General features: G+C 33.8%; 19 protein-coding genes. 17 read left to right on the top strand and 2 right to left on the bottom strand.

Annotation, left to right across the window (positions count from 1 at the left end):
• Nucleotides 1-186 precede the first annotated feature (186 nt).
• A complete protein-coding gene (locus tag QLQ96_RS11080) occupies nt 187-537 on the bottom strand; it encodes a hypothetical protein (protein ID WP_482496716.1) in 351 nt (116 codons plus the stop codon).
• Between the two features lie 183 nt (nt 538-720).
• Between QLQ96_RS11080 and trmD the strand changes: the two genes are divergently transcribed.
• The 15 genes from trmD (at nt 721) to uvrB (ending at nt 15,110) form a co-directional block, all read left to right on the top strand.
• Nucleotides 721-1,395, top strand: a complete 675-nt coding sequence (gene trmD, locus QLQ96_RS11075; RefSeq protein ID WP_482496715.1) for a tRNA (guanosine(37)-N1)-methyltransferase TrmD — start codon at nt 721-723, stop codon at nt 1,393-1,395.
• A 221-nt stretch (nt 1,396-1,616) separates the two neighbouring features.
• The gene (rplS, locus tag QLQ96_RS11070) at nt 1,617-1,967 is read left to right on the top strand and encodes a 50S ribosomal protein L19 (protein WP_482496714.1); all 351 of its coding nucleotides are present in this window, start codon (nt 1,617-1,619) and stop codon (nt 1,965-1,967) included.
• Nucleotides 1,968-2,248: 281 nt separating this feature from the next.
• Nucleotides 2,249-4,468 carry an NADP-dependent isocitrate dehydrogenase gene (locus QLQ96_RS11065; RefSeq protein WP_482496713.1) on the top strand — a complete coding sequence of 740 codons (2,220 nt, stop codon included), beginning with the start codon at nt 2,249-2,251 and terminating at the stop codon, nt 4,466-4,468.
• A gap of 124 nt (nt 4,469-4,592) precedes the next feature.
• Nucleotides 4,593-6,974, top strand: coding sequence for a TonB-dependent receptor (locus QLQ96_RS11060; protein WP_482496712.1), 2,382 nt, complete (start codon nt 4,593-4,595; stop codon nt 6,972-6,974).
• Between the two features lie 30 nt (nt 6,975-7,004).
• Nucleotides 7,005-7,826, top strand: coding sequence for a DUF4249 domain-containing protein (locus QLQ96_RS11055; protein ID WP_482496711.1), 822 nt, complete (start codon nt 7,005-7,007; stop codon nt 7,824-7,826).
• Between the two features lie 2 nt (nt 7,827-7,828).
• Nucleotides 7,829-8,311 (top strand): GyrI-like domain-containing protein, encoded by a 483-nt coding sequence (locus QLQ96_RS11050; protein ID WP_482496710.1) that lies wholly within the window; start codon nt 7,829-7,831, stop codon nt 8,309-8,311.
• Between the two features lie 2 nt (nt 8,312-8,313).
• The gene (locus QLQ96_RS11045) at nt 8,314-8,751 is read left to right on the top strand and encodes a DinB family protein (protein WP_482496709.1); all 438 of its coding nucleotides are present in this window, start codon (nt 8,314-8,316) and stop codon (nt 8,749-8,751) included.
• A gap of 88 nt (nt 8,752-8,839) precedes the next feature.
• On the top strand, nt 8,840-9,295 hold the full coding sequence (locus QLQ96_RS11040; protein WP_482496708.1) for a RidA family protein: 456 nt from the start codon (nt 8,840-8,842) through the stop codon (nt 9,293-9,295).
• Between the two features lie 109 nt (nt 9,296-9,404).
• Nucleotides 9,405-10,067 (top strand): thiamine diphosphokinase, encoded by a 663-nt coding sequence (locus QLQ96_RS11035; RefSeq protein ID WP_482496707.1) that lies wholly within the window; start codon nt 9,405-9,407, stop codon nt 10,065-10,067.
• Nucleotides 10,068-10,201: 134 nt separating this feature from the next.
• Complete coding sequence (rlmF, locus tag QLQ96_RS11030; protein ID WP_482496706.1) at nt 10,202-11,143, top strand: 23S rRNA (adenine(1618)-N(6))-methyltransferase RlmF; 942 nt, start codon at nt 10,202-10,204, stop codon at nt 11,141-11,143.
• 58 nt (nt 11,144-11,201) lie between these two features.
• Nucleotides 11,202-11,432 (top strand): hypothetical protein, encoded by a 231-nt coding sequence (locus tag QLQ96_RS11025; protein WP_482496705.1) that lies wholly within the window; start codon nt 11,202-11,204, stop codon nt 11,430-11,432.
• Nucleotides 11,417-11,716 carry a type II toxin-antitoxin system RelE/ParE family toxin gene (locus QLQ96_RS11020; RefSeq protein WP_482496704.1) on the top strand — a complete coding sequence of 100 codons (300 nt, stop codon included), beginning with the start codon at nt 11,417-11,419 and terminating at the stop codon, nt 11,714-11,716. The genes QLQ96_RS11025 and QLQ96_RS11020 overlap by 16 nt, the downstream gene beginning before the upstream one ends.
• 94 nt (nt 11,717-11,810) lie before the next feature.
• A complete protein-coding gene (locus QLQ96_RS11015) occupies nt 11,811-12,047 on the top strand; it encodes a uroporphyrinogen decarboxylase (protein WP_379700124.1) in 237 nt (78 codons plus the stop codon).
• A 79-nt stretch (nt 12,048-12,126) separates the two neighbouring features.
• On the top strand, nt 12,127-13,071 hold the full coding sequence (locus tag QLQ96_RS11010; RefSeq protein WP_482496703.1) for an alpha/beta fold hydrolase: 945 nt from the start codon (nt 12,127-12,129) through the stop codon (nt 13,069-13,071).
• Between the two features lie 47 nt (nt 13,072-13,118).
• Entirely contained in the window at nt 13,119-15,110 is a 1,992-nt protein-coding gene (uvrB, locus tag QLQ96_RS11005) for an excinuclease ABC subunit UvrB (protein WP_482496702.1), read from the top strand.
• Here uvrB and QLQ96_RS11000 read toward each other — a convergent pair.
• A complete protein-coding gene (locus tag QLQ96_RS11000) occupies nt 15,107-15,508 on the bottom strand; it encodes a TerB family tellurite resistance protein (RefSeq protein WP_482496701.1) in 402 nt (133 codons plus the stop codon). The genes uvrB and QLQ96_RS11000 overlap by 4 nt on opposite strands.
• A 57-nt stretch (nt 15,509-15,565) precedes the next feature.
• Between QLQ96_RS11000 and QLQ96_RS10995 the strand changes: the two genes are divergently transcribed.
• Both QLQ96_RS10995 and QLQ96_RS10990 read left to right on the top strand, forming a co-directional pair.
• Entirely contained in the window at nt 15,566-16,363 is a 798-nt protein-coding gene (locus QLQ96_RS10995; RefSeq protein ID WP_482496700.1) for an alpha/beta hydrolase, read from the top strand.
• Nucleotides 16,364-16,392: 29 nt separating this feature from the next.
• Nucleotides 16,393-17,403 carry a dipeptide epimerase gene (locus QLQ96_RS10990; RefSeq protein ID WP_482496699.1) on the top strand — a complete coding sequence of 337 codons (1,011 nt, stop codon included), beginning with the start codon at nt 16,393-16,395 and terminating at the stop codon, nt 17,401-17,403.
• Nucleotide 17,404 lies beyond the last annotated feature (1 nt).

Raw genomic sequence — 17,404 nt, 5'->3', positions numbered from 1 at the left:
TTTTATGATAAATAAATTTCAGAAAGTAAATATATTATAAAAATTGATTCTTAAAGTTTTCTGTGAAATTTTGAAGTGCTTCTGCAGTTTGTTTTGATACGATTTTGTTGAAGCCATTAAACAAACAATTCGTATTTCTAAATAAATCTAAAAATACGAATTGTTTAAAAAATAAAAGAAAAAAAATTATTTAGAAGTCAATAGATGCAGTCCTTCCATTTTTACAGAATCAATAGCTTGTGGCGGATAATTCTGTTTTTCTTGTCTTGTTGAGGTGACTTTGCCTTCTTTACTTATATATACATAGTTGTAGTTCCAGTAATTTGACTCTGCAGTTTGAGATCCATCTTTAACAAACACTTGATCTGCATAAACAAGAATTTCTCCATTCTCTTTATTGTCCAAGGTTCTTATTGGACTCCCTAAAGTTTTAAGCACTTTTGTTTTGGTTTCTCCTGCAGCGACGGTCGCTGAATTGGTACTTGCACAAGACATAAAGAACGCAAGTACAGCAGGAATTAATATTGCTTTTTTCATAACTAAGTATTGAATTTATGTTCGGATTTTGATTGCTATTTAACTGATTATTAACACTGTAATAATAAATAAAGTTAAACTATATAACTTTACATAATTTAATATCTATGTTATATAATTATTACGAAAAGACTCAATGGCTTTATTTGTATCTTTGCAGACAAGAAAAATTATCGAATAAAGATGCGAATTGATATTATTACACTTTTACCTGAATTATTAAGAAGTCCGTTTGAGGCCTCAATTATGAAACGTGCCATTGACAAAGGTTTGGTGGAAGTGCATTTTCATAACCTACGAGATTATAGCACCAACAGACAAAAAAGTGTAGATGATTATCCTTTCGGAGGAGGCGCAGGAATGGTAATGACGATTCAGCCAATTGATGATTGTATTACGCATTTGAAAAGTCAGCGTGAATATGACGAAATCATTTACATGTCGCCAGATGGCGAAACTTTAGACCAAAAAATGGCCAATAAAATGTCAATGTATGAAAACATCATTATTTTATGCGGACATTATAAAGGTGTCGATCAAAGAGTTAGAGATCATTTTATTACGAAAGAAATTTCAATTGGCGATTATGTTTTATCTGGAGGAGAATTAGGCGCTTTGGTTTTGTCTGATGCGTTAATCCGATTAATTCCAGGTGTTTTAAGCGACGAGACCTCAGCTCTAACCGATAGCTTTCAGGACAATTTATTATCAGGTCCGATTTATACAAGACCTGCAGATTATAAAGGATGGAAAGTGCCAGAAGTTTTAACCAGCGGACATTTTGCTAAAATTGATAAATGGCGCGAAGATATGGCGTACGAACATACTAAAAACAGACGACCTGATTTATTGGAATAAGTCATAAAGTTGTACAGTCTAAAGTCCTAAAGCCCATCATTTAGAGTCTTCATTTTGAAACCTTTATAACTTTACAACTTTAGGCTTTATGACTCAAAAAATAATTCACAATTTACAATTCATAATTCATAATTATTTTTTACATTTGCACCCGAATTTGACCAACCTCTGGCGAGATCCGTGAATGTTGCTCTAATATAAAAACCATAATTTAAATTATCATGGCAGATTTATTAAAATTCGTTCAAGACGAATTCGTTACTAGAAAAGATTTCCCAGATTTCGGAGCTGGAGACACAATTACTGTTTTCTACGAAATTAAAGAGGGTGAAAAAACAAGAACTCAGTTTTTTAAAGGAGTTGTTATTCAAAGAAGAGGTTCTGGTAACACAGAAACTTTTACTATCCGTAAAATGTCAGGAGCTATTGGAGTTGAGCGTATCTTCCCAGTAAACTTACCAGCTTTACAAAAAATTGAAATCAACAAAAAAGGAGCTGTTCGTAGAGCTAGAATTTTCTACTTCAGACAACTTACTGGTAAAAAAGCTAAGATTAAAGACAAAAGAAGATAATCATTTATCTAAATGTTATAAAAAACTCGTTTCATATTATTTGAAACGAGTTTTTTTTTATGTTCTATTTTCATCACTAACAAAACCGTAATTTTTTAATATCAAAATCATCGATTTAGCAATATTATGAGCTCGAAATAACAATCTGTTAATTTCATCTTTTCTCTCCAAAACTCAACCGATTTCGTTGTGATTTTATTATATTTGCTCCGCTCATTTTGAGCCGAATATATCTTTGACATCGTTAACTCCTGACGATACGATTATAAAAAAAAAAGAAAATGAATAAATCAAAAATTTTTTACACCTTAACTGATGAGGCGCCGTTATTGGCAACTTACTCTCTTTTACCAATTGTACAAGCTTTTACAGCGACAGCTGGAATTGAAATCGAAACCAGAGATATTTCGCTGGCAGGAAGAATTTTATCAAACTTCCCAGAATCTTTGACTGATGCTCAAAAAACTGGAGATGCATTGGCAGAATTAGGTCAATTAGCAACTCAGCCAGAAGCTAACATTATCAAATTACCAAACATTTCGGCATCTGTACCGCAATTAAAAGCGGCTATTGCTGAATTACAATCACACGGATACAACGTACCAAATTTCCCAGAAGATCCACAAAACGATGCTGAAAAGGAAATTAAAGCAAAATATGCAAAAGTATTAGGTTCTGCTGTAAACCCAGTTTTACGTGAAGGAAACTCTGACCGTAGAGCTCCAAGAGCCGTTAAAAACTTTGCAAAAGCAAACCCTCACTCAATGGGTGCTTGGTCTGCTGACTCAAAAACTAAAGTTGCTTCTATGACAAGCGGTGATTTTTACGGAAGTGAAAAATCATTAACTGTAAACGAAGCAAACGATGTAAAAATCGAATTTGTTGCTAAAGACGGAATTTCAACTGTTCTTAAAGCAAGTACTCCATTAAAAGCTGGCGAAATTATTGACAGCTCTGTTTTAAGCGTAAGCAAATTAAAAGCCTTTGCTGCTGATGCAATTGCTGATGCTAAAGCTGCAGGAGTTTTACTTTCTGTACACTTGAAAGCTACAATGATGAAAGTTTCTGATCCAATTATCTTTGGCGCTATTGTTGAAGTATATTTTGCAGATGTTTTCAAAAAATACGCTACTTTATTCGCTGAATTAAACGTTGATACAAGAAACGGTTTAGGTGATATCTACGCAAAAATCGCTGGAAAACCTGAGCAAGCTGAAGTTGAAGCTGCTATCGCACAAGCAATCGAAAACGGTCCAGCTTTAGCAATGGTTAATTCTGATAAAGGAATTACAAACTTACACGTTCCATCTGACGTAATTGTTGATGCTTCTATGCCAGCAATGATCCGTACTTCTGGACAAATGTGGAACAAAGAAGGAAAAGCACAAGATACATTCGCTGTTATTCCTGATCGTTCTTACGCTGGAGTTTATACTGCAACTATCGATTTCTGTAAAAAACACGGTGCTTTTGATCCTAAAACAATGGGAAGTGTTCCTAACGTTGGATTAATGGCTCAAAAAGCTGAAGAATACGGATCTCACGACAAAACTTTCCAAATGAAAGCTGACGGAGTTGTTCGTGTTGTTGATGCAAACGGAACTGTTTTAATGGAACAAAACGTTGAAGCTAATGACATTTTCAGAATGTGTCAAGCAAAAGACGCTCCAATTCAGGACTGGGTTAAATTGGCTGTAAACAGAGCTCGTTTATCTAGTACTCCTGCTGTTTTCTGGTTAGACGAAAACAGAGCGCACGATAGAGAATTGATCGTAAAAGTTCAAAAATATCTTAAAGACTACGATACTACAAACTTAGATATCCGTATTTTAAACCCAATTGCTGCTACAGAATTTACTTTAGACAGAATCATTAAAGGTTTAGATACTATTTCTGTAACTGGAAACGTTTTACGTGACTACTTAACAGATTTATTCCCAATTTTAGAATTAGGAACTTCTGCTAAAATGCTTTCTATCGTTCCTTTAATGAACGGTGGCGGATTGTTCGAAACTGGTGCTGGTGGATCTGCTCCTAAACACGTTGAGCAATTTACAGAAGAAGGATATTTACGTTGGGATTCATTAGGAGAGTTTTTAGCTCTTGGTGCTTCTTTAGAGCATTTAGGACAAACTTTAGACAACTCTAAAGCAATTGTTTTATCTGAGACTTTAGATCAAGCTAATGATAAATTCTTGGCTAATGATAAATCTCCAGCTCGTAAAGTAGGTCAAATTGACAACCGTGGTTCTCACTTCTATTTAGCATTCTACTGGGCTGAAGCCTTGGCTGCTCAAACTAAAGATGCTGAATTGAAAGCGATCTTTACTCCAATTGCTGCTGAATTTGAAGCTAATGAGGCTAAAATCGATGCAGAATTAATTGCTGCTCAAGGAAAAGCTCAGAACATTGGTGGTTACTACCAACCAACCTCTGAATTAGTAAGCAAAGCAATGCGTCCAAGTGAAACTTTCAACGCTATTGTTGCTAAAATCAAATAAGCAATATTTATTTTGCTCAAGATAAAAAGAAGACAGTCCCAAAAAGACTGTCTTTTTTGTTTATATAAACTTGTTTTAATAGATTAGTAAGGATTTTAGCCAAGCAAATCAAAATACCACAATAATGATTTCAAAAAAAATTAATCTAATAGCTGTATTAATCTTAACTGTATATACTTCATTCTCACAAGAAAAATTTACTTTAAGCGGAATCATTAGCGACAGCAAAAACAATGAAACTTTAATTGGAGTTAACATCTTTATTCCAGCCTTAAAAATAGGGACTACAACCAACGAATACGGCTTTTATTCTCTTTCTGCGCCAAAAGGAGAATACGAAATCGAAATCAGTTACATTGGCTATCAAACCATTCAGAAAAATATTGTTTTAAATCAGAATACAAAAAGCAATTTCTCTATTAAAGAAGGTGGCGAAGAATTGCAAGAAGTTATCATTACAGAAAACAAAGGCAAATCAAACATTAAAACTCCCGAAATGAGCGTGAACAAACTCTCTATTTCAACGATAAAAAAAATGCCAGTTGTTTTAGGAGAAGTTGATGTTTTAAAATCTATTTTATTACTTCCAGGCGTTACCAATGCAGGTGAAGGCGCTTCTGGATTTAATGTTCGCGGAGGCGGTGCCGATCAAAACTTGATTCTTTTAGATGAGGCCACAATTTTCAATTCGTCTCACGTTTTCGGATTCTTTTCTGTTTTTAATCCTGATGCGATTAAAGATTTAAAATTATACAAAGGCGGAATTCCTGCACGTTATGGCGGAAGAGCTTCTTCTGTTTTAGAAATTTACCAAAAAGACGGAAGCAGTAAAGATTTTCATATGAGTGGCGGAATCGGATTAATTTCAAGCCGTCTTTTGGCTGAAGGTCCGATTGTAAAAGACAAAGGTTCGTTTTTAATTGGCGGAAGAGCTTCTTACGCACATCTTTTTCTGAAGCTTTCTGAAGACAATAAAGACAATGCCGCTTACTTTTACGATTTAAATACCAAATTAAATTACAAACTCAATGACAACAACAGTTTATATTTGTCTGGCTATTTTGGACGAGACGTTTTTAGATTAAACAAAAGTTTCACAAACACTTACGGAAATTCAACTTTAAACTTGAGATGGAATCATTTGTATTCTAATAAATTATTCTCCAATCTTTCTTTAATCTACAGCGATTATTATTACGGTTTAGATCTTGATTTTGTGGGATTCAATTGGGATTCAGGAATCAAAAATTATAACTTAAAATACGATTTCAAACATTACATTTCAGATAAACTAAAACTGAATTATGGCGTAAACGGAATCTATTATGATTTTAATCCTGGGACTATAAAACCAACTGGCGACGATTCTGGCATCAATCCGGATCAATTGGATAAAAAATATGCTTTTGAACCTTCTGTTTATTTAGATGCCGAAAGTCAGCTTTCTAAAAAAATCACTATTGCCTACGGATTACGCTACAGTTTATTTTACCGACTGGGTTCTTCTACTGTTAATTATTACGCTAATAATGAAGCCGTAGTTTTTAATACCGACATGCAGATTTACGAAAAAGGCACACCAACTTCAACACAATATTTTAGCAAAAACAAAGTCATTCAGAACTATAATAATCTTGAACCGCGTTTTTCCATTTCTTATCAATTAAATGAAGATCAATCTTTGAAAGCGAGTTACAATAGAATGGCACAATATCTTCAATTAATTTCTAACACCTCATCTCCTACTCCACTTGATGTTTGGATGCCAAGTGACAATTATATTAAACCTCAACTTGCAGATCAGGTTGCCGTTGGTTATTTTAGAAATTTTTATAATGACGCTTATTCTTTAGAAGTAGAAACTTATTATAAAAAGATTCAAAACAGATTAGACTACATAGACGGCGCCGATTTAATTGCTAACAATGCCATAGAACAGGTTATTTTAAATGGTCGCATGCGTTCGTATGGCTTAGAGCTTATGGTAAAGAAAAACAAAGGCCGATTTAATGGCTGGATTTCGTACACGCTTTCAAGATCTGAACAGCAAACTCCCGGAAGAACGCCTGAAGAAATCGGAATTAACAATGGAAAATGGTACGCATCGGCTTACGATAAAACCCATAATTTAGCGATTACTTCTGCTTATAATCTAAACGAAAAATGGTCATTTGGCGCTAACTTTGTATTGCAGTCGGGACAGCCGGTAACGTATCCGAATGGGCAGTACGAATATTTAGGAATTGTAGTTCCAAGTTATGGTTTGCGAAATGAAAACCGACTTCCTTCTTACAATCATTTGGATGTTTCAGCGACTTTAACGCCACGCAAAAATAAAGACAGAAATTGGAAAGGCGAATGGGTTTTCAGCATTTACAATCTTTACAATCGTATGAATGCGGCTTCAATCAATTTCAGGCAAAATGTCGATACAGGTGCAAACGAAGCGGTGCGATTATCCATTTTCGGAATCGTTCCTGCGGTAAGCTATAATTTCAAATTCTAAAAAATCAGTTCAAAAACTAAAGATATAATTATGAGAAAATTAGTTTTTTTAATCGCATTTTTTGCCTCGCTATTTTTTACAAGCTGTGAAGAAGTGGTTGATGTAGATTTAGATACTGCCCCACCAAAATTGGTAATTGAAGCTTCTCTAAATTGGGAAAAAGGCAGTACAGGAAAACAGCAGGTTATCAAACTTTCTACCACAACAGGTTATTTTGAGACTCAAGTTCCTGTAGTGTCAAATGCTGTGGTTTATGTAACAAACAGCAAAAGCCAAAAATTTAATTTTACTGAATTTAATAAATCGGGCCGTTATCTTTGTAATGATTTCAAGCCTGAACTTAATGAAGAATATACTTTGACTGTTGTTAGCAAAGGAAATACTTATACCGCTTCAGAAGTTTTAAAATCAGTTGCTCCGATTACACGAATCGAACAAAAAAACGACGGCGGTTTTACGGGAGAAGATATCGAAATAAAAGCTTACTTTATAGATCCCGCAGATGAAGACAATTTCTATTTGTTTAAATATGTTTATTCGAATAAAATAACTTCAAATTATTATGTTTCTGAAGATAAATTCTATCAGGGGAATGAAATTTTCAGCAGTGCTATTGATGAAGATTTAAAAGCTGGAGACGAAGTTGAGGTGACACATTTCGGAATTTCTAAGCAATATTACAATTATATGAATATCTTAGTCAGTATCGCCGGAAGCAATCTTGGAGGCCCTTTTCAATCTCCGCCTGCAACCGTAAAAGGGAATATCATCAATACAACAGACAAGAATGATTATCCGCTGGGTTATTTCTCTTTAAGCGAAACCAGTACAAAAAAGTACAAAATTGAGTAATTATGCAACCGACAATCAAAACCTTAACCGAAAAAAAACTCGTTGGACATTCTATAGAAATGTCATTTATCGAGAACAAAACTTTTCAATTATGGAGTGGTTTTATGCCAAATCGAAAAGAAATAAAAAATGCAATTGACGCCAATTTGTATTCTTTAGAAGTTTATAAAGAAAACCATTTTGATAATTTTGATCCTAATGAAAGCTTCAAAAAATGGGCTACCGTTGAGGTTTCCGATTATGTAACTATTCCAGAAGGAATGGAAACCTTAATTGTTCCTGATGGTCTATATGCTGTTTTTCTTCATTTAGGTCCAGCCATAGAAGCACACAAAACGTATCACTATATTTTTGCAGAATGGCTTCCAAATTCAGAATATACAGTAGACAACAGACCGCATTTTGCTGTTATGAATGAAAAATATAAAAAAGACGATCCTGATTCTGAAGAAGAAATCTGGATTCCGATAAAAAGCAGAAATTAATTATGATTCTACAAACTTTAAAAACACTTTTCAATAGGGATTTAGACAAACTAAAATTCGAAATCGAATCTTACGAATTTGAAAAACAACTTTGGGCAATTGACAAAAACATTTCAAATTCAGCAGGAAACTTATGCCTTCATTTAATTGGAAATCTGAACACGTATATTGGCGCAGAAATAGGCAAAACGGGTTATGTGCGAAATCGTCCTTTAGAATTTTCATTAAAAGACATTTCAAAATCAGAACTGATTTCTAAAATTGAAAACACAATCGAAGTCGTAAACAATAGTTTAGATTCTTTAACCGAAACAGATTTAGAACAGATTTATCCTCAAATTGTTTTTGAAAAAGAAATGACAACGGGATTCTTTTTAATTCATCTTTCAACGCATTTAGCGTATCATTTAGGGCAAATTAATTACCACAGAAGGTTTTAGATTATTAAAAGATAACTTCTCAACATATGTAAATGTTTTAAAATTAGAATTGATAAACCTTTGTCCCATCAATTCTAATTTTAAAAACATGAAACATTTATTTTCCTTTTTACTACTTATTTTTGCGTTTCAAGCAAAAGCGCAATCTTTTAAAAATCCCGAATCTTTATTCAACCCTGCGCCTTATGGTTTCAGCCATGCTTCTTCGGTAAAAACACCTGGCGAATTTATTTATATTTCAGGTCAAAGCGGTGGTTTAGGAAAACAGCATATTTTAAGTCCCGATTTTAGAACACAAGTCAAAACTGCGCTTGAAAATCTAACCGTTATTCTAAAAAGCTACGAACTAAAACCAGAAAATGTAATGAAAATCACAATTCTAATTGTTGACCATTCCTCAGAAAAACTAAAAATCTGGGAAGAAGAAATCAGTAAAGTATGGAAAAACAAACCTTTTCCTGCCAGCACATTAATTCCTGTTCCAAAATTAGCACTCGACGGAATGCAGATCGAAGTTGATGCAGTTGCCTTTAAAGCCAATTAAATAAGACATTTTGGATTTTTATTTTAAAGATTCCAAAAAAATCTAAAATCAGAAATCTAAAATCTACAATGGTAAACCGTACATTTGCACTACATTTAAAAAAATGCCTATGTCATCACATCATATAGTTCGCGACGATCAAGAACCCGCTTTAATAATTGCAAATGGCGCTTCTTGCGATCCAGAATTATTAGGTCAATTGCTAGAGTGGTCTCCTTTGGTTATTGTTTTAGATTCGGCTATGGAAAGAGTGATTGAATTAGGCATAAAAGTCGATGTTTTACTAGGCGATTTTGACCATGGTTTTGATCCTGAAATTTATAAAACAACGCAATTCCCAATCGAAATCGTTCATACTCCAGATCAAGACAAAACCGATTTGGAAAAAGCTTTTGATTATCTTATCGAAAGAAAAATTCCTGCCGTAAATGTCGTTTGGGCAACAGGAAAACGTGCCGATCATACGATTACAAACCTCACACAAATTGTTCATTATAGAAATTTATTAAAAATTGTAATTCTAGACGATCATTCTAAAATATTTCTTCTGCCTACAAAATTTGAGAAATGGTACACCGCAAATACTCCAATTTCTCTTATTCCAATTGGAGTTGTAAACGGAATTAATTCAACAAATTTAAAATACGAATTAAACGACGACATCCTCACAATGGGCTACAGAACCGGAAGCAGTAATTCTGTCGAAAAAGACGGCATTGTAACCATTACACATCGTGAAGGAGATCTTCTTTTAATGGAGTGTTTTGATTAGAAGCTATTTCCTACTGTCCGCTGTATCTTTTGTGGTGAACCCCACCACAAAAGGATGCCGCTTCCATCAGGGCTAGGGAACTCATTTTCAAAACAAGACTTTCTTACCTATCTTTGCATACGAAATAAAAGAAAATGAAAGCAAACGACAATTCTGAAAAAAATATTTTACACCCAAGAAATCTTCATCGAGAGCGATACGATTTCGAAAAACTAATTTCAAATTGTCCTGAATTAAAAGCTTTTGTTTCAGTAAACAAACACGGAATCGAAACAATTGATTTCAGTAATCCAAACGCTGTAAAAACTTTAAATAGCGCTTTACTTCAAATGTATTACGGAATTCAAAATTGGGATATTCCAAAAAATTACCTTTGTCCGCCAATTCCTGGCCGTGCCGATTACATTCATTATATCGCCGATTTATTAGCGGAAAGCAAAATTCCAAACAATTCAGACGTTTTAGGTTTAGATATCGGAACAGGAGCCAATTGCATTTATCCTATTTTAGCAAATGCTATTTACAATTGGAGTTTCGTCGCAACCGATATTGACAAAAAAGCAATTGAAAACTGCAGCAAAATTATTGAAGCCAATCCTAAATTAATCGAAGCTATTAGTTTACAGCAGCAAACCGAATCTCGCTTTATTTTCAAAAACATAATTACGCCAGAAGAACGTTTTACTTTTACGATGTGCAATCCGCCTTTTCATGCCTCTGCGGAAGAAGCCAATAAAAGTGCTTCGAGAAAGGTTTCCAATCTTAATCCGAAAGAAAAAAGAAATGCAAATCCCGTTTTAAACTTCGGAGGACAAAATGCCGAATTATGGTGCAACGGCGGCGAAATCGGATTCATAACCCAAATGATTTACGAAAGCGCTAAATATGCTTCGCAGGTTTTGTGGTTCACGACTTTAGTTTCTAAAAAAGAAAATCTTCCATCGATTTATAAAACTTTGAAGAAAGTAAATGCTATTTCTGTCAAAACAATCGATATGGCACAAGGACAGAAAAACAGCCGTATTGTGGCTTGGAGTTTTTTAAATAATGTTCAGCAAAATTCTTGGAAATTTTAAGATTTCTTAAGTCTCAATATTAAATTTTGTTTCGTAACTTCGATTAAATTATAGCATTATGAACACTCTTCAACTTAAAAATATTTTGATTTCTGAAATTGAAAAAATTGATGATGATACTTTTTTATCAGCATTAAAAACGATTTTAGACAGCAGGAAAGCTTCTCCTAAAGACTATTCTGAAGAATACAATAATGATTTAAAAGTAGCAGAAGAAGATATTAGAGATGGTTATTCCTATTCTCATAGTGAAATGAGAGACAAAATTGAGCAATGGAAAAAGAAATAATCTGGTCAAAAACTGCTCAAAATCAACTTGAAAAAATCTATCTCCATATTTTTAAAGAATCTAAAAGTAAAACCCTTTCAAATAAAGTAATTGATGCCATTTATAATTCTGTTTCAATTTTACAAACGAATTGGGAAATTTATGAATTGGACGAGATGAAAATTCCAAATAATAAAAATTATCGTGCTTTTGAGATTTACAGTTATCGTATTTCATACAAAGTAACTTCTGAAATTCATATTCTAAGAATTCGACATACGAGTCGAAATCCTAAAAAACTATAACCAAATAACTTTAAACAACTGATTTCCAAACCAAAACTTTGATTTTACAATTTACTTTAAGTACATTTATTGTAAACATTTTAAAATCAAGATTATGGCAGAATACATTGGTTATCTCGCATCTGTTTTTATTGTTGGCGGTTTCTTACTGAAAAACCTCAGAACAATTCGATTTATTAATATGTTTGGCTGCATCTGCTTTGTCATTTATGGCATTTTTCTAAATGATTATCACGATTTCAATCAATGGCTTTGGCCTGTAATCATTCCGAATGCGATTTTGGCGTTTGTACAGATTTATTATCTGACCTCAAAAAATGACAAATCTTAAAATTATGATATTTTAAAATAAAATTCTGATACGTTTTTCACCTACTCTAATCGTAACTTTAAGCTGAAAATTGAATTTTATGACCATGTTAAAACATTATTCCAAACTTTTAATTGTACTATTTTTAGCTTCGGGTTGCGCTTCAAAAAAAGCAAAATTTGAAGACTATGTTTTTAAAACTCGAAGCGAAGAGACAAAATACCAAACTGCTTACGATAAAGCCTTAAAACTTTGGAATATTCCCTATACCGAAGAAGACGTCAAGACTAGTTTTGGAACGGCACATATTGTAATCGCAGGTCCAAAAAAAGGAAAAAGTTTGGTTTTACTCCACGGAATGGACGCCAGTTCAACCATGTGGTATCCTAATATAAAAGCATTAAGCCAAAATCACCGTATTTACGCCATCGATTTTATAATGGAACCGAATAAATCAAATTTAGCTGCAAAACCGCTTTCATCAGATGATATTGTTATTTATTACAACGAAATTTTTGATCATTATAAATTAAAGAAATTTGATGTAATCGGCGCTTCGCGAGGTGGATGGATTGCGACATTACTAGCCATACAAAAACCAAATTCGATTGATAAAATAGTTTTATTAAGTCCGGCACAAACGTTTAAATTTATCGATAAAGTCGGGAAAACAACTTCTGCTTTGATGCTGAAACTTTTTCCAAGCGAAAAGAAATTCACCAAAACATTAACCACTTTTTCAACTCACCCAGAAAACATAAGCCGTATTTACAAAAGGCAATTTTATTTGGCCAATAAATATGCAAAATCAAATTCAAGCATGCTAAAAATGATGCCGTTTTCGAACAAAGAATTAGAATCTATTCAAAATCCTGTTTTAGTTTTAATTGGAGATAAAGACGTTATTAATTCGGAAGAAAGTCTAGAAACAGCAAAGAAACATTTAGCTAACAGTAAAACTAAAATGATAAAAGATGCTGGACATTTTCTAACCATTGATCAGCCAAAAGTTGTAAATGACGCGGTTATTAATTTTTTAGATTAGCATTCAAACTTCGTATCTTTACAAAACCAAATTTTCAGTATACAAAAATGAAATTTCAAGTTTCTTCAGAATATAGTCCTAAAGGAGATCAGCCGCAAGCCATACAAAAATTGGCTCAGGGTGTGGTTGACGGAGAGAAATACCAAACATTATTAGGAGTTACGGGCTCTGGTAAAACCTTTACTGTTGCCAATGTAATTGAAGAAGTCCAAAGGCCTACTATTGTTTTGGCACACAATAAAACCTTAGCCGCGCAATTGTATTCAGAGTTCAAGCAATTCTTTCCAAACAATGCCGTTGAATATTTCGTTTCGTACTACGACTATTATCAGCCAGAAGCTTTTATGCCTGTTACTGGAGTTTTTATTGAGAAAGATTTATCTATCAATGAAGAACTCGAGAAAATGCGTTTAAGCACTACTTCTTCCCTACTTTCAGGAAGACGTGACGTTTTGGTTGTGGCATCTGTTTCGTGTTTATATGGTATTGGAAATCCTGTCGAATTTCAGAAAAACGTAATCGAAATCCAAAGAGATCAGGTTATTTCGAGAACTAAATTATTACATAGTTTAGTTCAGAGTTTATATGCCAGAACAGAAGCCGATTTTAATCCGGGAACTTTCAGAATTAAAGGAGATACAGTTGAAGTTTATCCAAGTTATGCAGACGATGCTTACAGAATTCACTTTTTTGGAGATGAAATCGAAGAAATAGAATCGTTTGATGTGAAGACATCTCACGTAATAGAGAAATTCAAACGTTTAACCATTTACCCTGCCAACATGTTTGTAACTTCTCCAGAAGTTTTACAAGGTGCAATTTGGCAAATTCAACAGGATTTGGTCAAACAAGTTGACTATTTTAAAGAAATCGGAAAACATCTGGAAGCCAAACGTTTGGAAGAAAGAACCAATTTCGATTTAGAAATGATCCGCGAATTAGGATATTGTTCTGGAATTGAAAATTACTCAAGGTATTTGGACGGTCGTGAAGCAGGAACAAGACCTTTCTGTTTATTAGATTATTTTCCAAGTGATTTTTTAATGGTTGTTGACGAAAGTCACGTAACGGTTTCGCAAGTTCACGCCATGTACGGAGGTGACCGAAGCCGAAAAGAAAATTTGGTTGAATATGGTTTCCGTTTGCCTGCTGCGATGGATAACCGTCCTTTGAAATTTGAAGAGTTTGAAGCTTTACAAAATCAGGTAATTTATGTTTCTGCAACGCCAGCAGATTATGAACTTCAAAAATCGGATGGTATTTATGTCGAACAGATTATTCGTCCGACTGGATTATTAGATCCTGTTATTGAAGTACGTCCAAGTTTGAATCAGATTGATGATTTAATTGAAGAAATTCAAGTACGCTGCGAATTGGATGAGAGAGTTTTAGTTACAACTTTAACCAAAAGAATGGCAGAAGAATTGGCCAAATACTTAACAAAAGTAAATATTAGATGCCGTTACATACATTCTGAAGTCGACACTTTAGAACGTATCGAGATCATGCAAGATTTGCGTAAAGGTATTTTTGATGTTTTAATTGGAGTAAACTTGCTTCGTGAAGGTTTAGATTTACCCGAGGTTTCTCTTGTTGCCATTCTGGATGCTGACAAAGAAGGATTTCTGCGTAACAGAAAATCTTTAACACAAACCATTGGTCGTGCGGCTAGAAACGTCAATGGAAAAGCGATTATGTATGCGGACAAAATTACAGAAAGTATGCAGAGAACAATTGATGAAACCAATTATAGAAGAACCAAACAAATCAACTACAATGTAGAAAACAATATTGTTCCGCAGCCTTTAAACAAGAAAATCGAAAGCGCATTCACTAAAAATCCATTGGTTGAATATGAATTAGGGCATCCTATTCCTGTGGCTGCTGAACCAAATACGGCTTATTTATCTAAATCAGAATTAGAGAAAATGATTCGCGAAAAGCGCAAAACAATGGAAAAAGCAGCTAAAGAATTAGATTTCCTTCAAGCGGCTAAACTTCGTGACGAAATTAAAAAACTACAGGAACAGCTTGCTTAATTATGCTGTTCCTGAAAAATTTCCAATAATACAATTGGATTAATCATTGTATTTGGTGCTTTTTTCATCATTGCCAAAACACGTTTTACAGCCGAAAGATTTAATCCCATTTTTAAGGCAATCTGCTGAATGGAATTATGTTCTCTTTCGTGCAAAACGCCGTCAATATGCATCAATAAAGCCAATCTGTAAAACTGATTAATACGCTGCAATTCTGATTTTATTGGAATTGTTTTGTTTTCTTGATGAAATAAATCCTTAAATTCTTCTTCACTAATACTCAATTCCAAAGCGACGAGTCTTAAAAAATCAAGCTCACGTTTGTGCAAATGTCCGTCAACTGTGGCGAACATAATCATTTCTAAAAGTAAACTTCTTTTTTCTGCTTCTGTATTCATCAATTTCTTATTTTTAGCTAAAATATTGCTTTTAAATAAAAATACAAAATACGGATAATGAAGAGGATCTTTTTGGCAGTTTTACTTCTATTTACTCTAATTGGAAAAGCACAAAGTACGGCTTCAAAAAACGTTTCTACTTTTACAATTGAAGCTCCTCAACTTCATACCACAAAAAAAATCTGGATTTATCTTCCTGAAAATTATTCCAAAGACATCAAGAAAAAATACAGCGTTATTTATATGCACGATGCTCAGAATCTGTTTGATGCAAAAACTTCTTTTTCTGGAGAATGGAATGTCGATGAAAAATTAGACAGTTTAAAAGCTCCCGTAATTGTCGTGGGAATAGAGCATGGAAATGAAAAACGAATTGACGAACATACGCCTTTCAAAAACGAAAAATACGGCGGAGGAAATGCTGACAATTACTTAGATTTTATTGTAAAAACACTAAAACCGCATATCGACAAAAATTACAGAACCAAAACAAAAGCTAAAAATACGATTCTGTTTGGAAGTTCGCTTGGCGGATTGGTTTCGTATTACGGTGCTTTAAAATACCCTGATGTTTTTGGCAAAACAGGTGCTTTTTCGCCTTCTTTTTGGTTTTCTAATGACATTTATGCTTTCACCGAAAAGCAATCCAAAATCAAGACTAAAATCTATTTTCTGTGCGGCGATAACGAAAGTGAGGACATGGTAAACGATTTAACTAAAATGAAACGTTTATTAGATTCCAAACGTTGTTATTGTCTTCACCTTGATAAAACGAAAATTGTAAAAGGCGGAGAACATAATGAAAAACTTTGGCGTGATCACTTTGTTGAAACGCTACTTTGGCTGGGCTATTAACCAAAAAATAAAAAAATACTCCTATAAAAATGAAACTTATTTTAAGAGAATACAATCTAAAACTAAAACACACTTTTACGATTTCTAGAGAATCTATTGATTTTCAGCCTTCATTAATCGTAGAATTGCAAAGCGATGGTTTTTCTGGTTTCGGAGAAGCTACTTCAAATCCGTATTACCATATTACGGTTCCGATGATGATTGCTGATTTGGAGAAAATTAGATCGATTATTGAAAATACGGAAAATGAAACTCCGGAGGAATTTTGGTCAAAAATGCATCCGTATTTAAAAGACGATATGTTTGCTTTATGCGCTTTAGATTTGGCTTATAATGATTTGTATGCTCGTAAAAAAGGCAAAAAATTATACGAATTATGGAATTACAAAACCGATCATAATCCGTTAACTGATTATACAATCGGAATTGATACTATTGAAAAAATGGTTTTTAAAATGCAAGAACTGCCTTGGCCTATTTATAAAATTAAATTGGGAACAAAGGAAGATATTGCCATTGTAAAAGAACTCAGAAAACATACCAACGCTATTTTTAGAATTGATGCCAATTGTGGATGGACAGTTGACGAAACCATAAATAATGCAGTCGAATTAAAAAAACTAGGCGTTGAATTTCTAGAACAGCCTATGAAAGCTGACAATTGGGAAGGTCATAAAGAAGTTTCCAAACATTCTGTCCTTCCTGTAATTGCTGACGAAAGCTGTATTATCGAAGAAGATGTAGCAAAATGTTTCAATAATTTTCATGGCGTGAATGTGAAACTCGTAAAATGCGGCGGTTTAACCCCTGGAAAACGCATGATTGAAGAAGCTAAAAAATTAGGTTTAAGAACAATGGTTGGATGTATGACCGAATCAACGGTTGGAATTTCTGCGATTGCGCATTTACTTCCGCAATTGGATTATGTTGACATGGACGGCGCATTGCTTTTGGCAGAAGACATTGCGACAGGCGTAACCATTGAAAACGGTATTATCAATTACTCCAATCTTAACGGAACGGGAGTTACTCTGCTTTAAA

The organism is Flavobacterium sp. B167r, assembly GCF_056824315.1.
Note: the sequence above shows the minus strand (reverse complement) of the source record. Positions and strands in the feature narration are given on the sequence as shown.

Bases quoted from the DNA above. Each gene is read 5' to 3' on its own strand.
- QLQ96_RS11080 (WP_482496716.1), bottom strand. From the start codon at position 537: ATGAAAAAAGCAATATTAATTCCTGCTGTACTTGCGTTCTTTATGTCT.
- trmD (WP_482496715.1), top strand. From the start codon at position 721: ATGCGAATTGATATTATTACACTTTTACCTGAATTATTAAGAAGTCCG.
- rplS (WP_482496714.1), top strand. From the start codon at position 1,617: ATGGCAGATTTATTAAAATTCGTTCAAGACGAATTCGTTACTAGAAAA.
- QLQ96_RS11065 (WP_482496713.1), top strand. From the start codon at position 2,249: ATGAATAAATCAAAAATTTTTTACACCTTAACTGATGAGGCGCCGTTA.
- QLQ96_RS11060 (WP_482496712.1), top strand. From the start codon at position 4,593: ATGATTTCAAAAAAAATTAATCTAATAGCTGTATTAATCTTAACTGTA.
- QLQ96_RS11055 (WP_482496711.1), top strand. From the start codon at position 7,005: ATGAGAAAATTAGTTTTTTTAATCGCATTTTTTGCCTCGCTATTTTTT.
- QLQ96_RS11050 (WP_482496710.1), top strand. From the start codon at position 7,829: ATGCAACCGACAATCAAAACCTTAACCGAAAAAAAACTCGTTGGACAT.
- QLQ96_RS11045 (WP_482496709.1), top strand. From the start codon at position 8,314: ATGATTCTACAAACTTTAAAAACACTTTTCAATAGGGATTTAGACAAA.
- QLQ96_RS11040 (WP_482496708.1), top strand. From the start codon at position 8,840: ATGAAACATTTATTTTCCTTTTTACTACTTATTTTTGCGTTTCAAGCA.
- QLQ96_RS11035 (WP_482496707.1), top strand. From the start codon at position 9,405: ATGTCATCACATCATATAGTTCGCGACGATCAAGAACCCGCTTTAATA.
- rlmF (WP_482496706.1), top strand. From the start codon at position 10,202: ATGAAAGCAAACGACAATTCTGAAAAAAATATTTTACACCCAAGAAAT.
- QLQ96_RS11025 (WP_482496705.1), top strand. From the start codon at position 11,202: ATGAACACTCTTCAACTTAAAAATATTTTGATTTCTGAAATTGAAAAA.
- QLQ96_RS11020 (WP_482496704.1), top strand. From the start codon at position 11,417: ATGGAAAAAGAAATAATCTGGTCAAAAACTGCTCAAAATCAACTTGAA.
- QLQ96_RS11015 (WP_379700124.1), top strand. From the start codon at position 11,811: ATGGCAGAATACATTGGTTATCTCGCATCTGTTTTTATTGTTGGCGGT.
- QLQ96_RS11010 (WP_482496703.1), top strand. From the start codon at position 12,127: ATGACCATGTTAAAACATTATTCCAAACTTTTAATTGTACTATTTTTA.
- uvrB (WP_482496702.1), top strand. From the start codon at position 13,119: ATGAAATTTCAAGTTTCTTCAGAATATAGTCCTAAAGGAGATCAGCCG.
- QLQ96_RS11000 (WP_482496701.1), bottom strand. From the start codon at position 15,508: ATGAATACAGAAGCAGAAAAAAGAAGTTTACTTTTAGAAATGATTATG.
- QLQ96_RS10995 (WP_482496700.1), top strand. From the start codon at position 15,566: ATGAAGAGGATCTTTTTGGCAGTTTTACTTCTATTTACTCTAATTGGA.
- QLQ96_RS10990 (WP_482496699.1), top strand. From the start codon at position 16,393: ATGAAACTTATTTTAAGAGAATACAATCTAAAACTAAAACACACTTTT.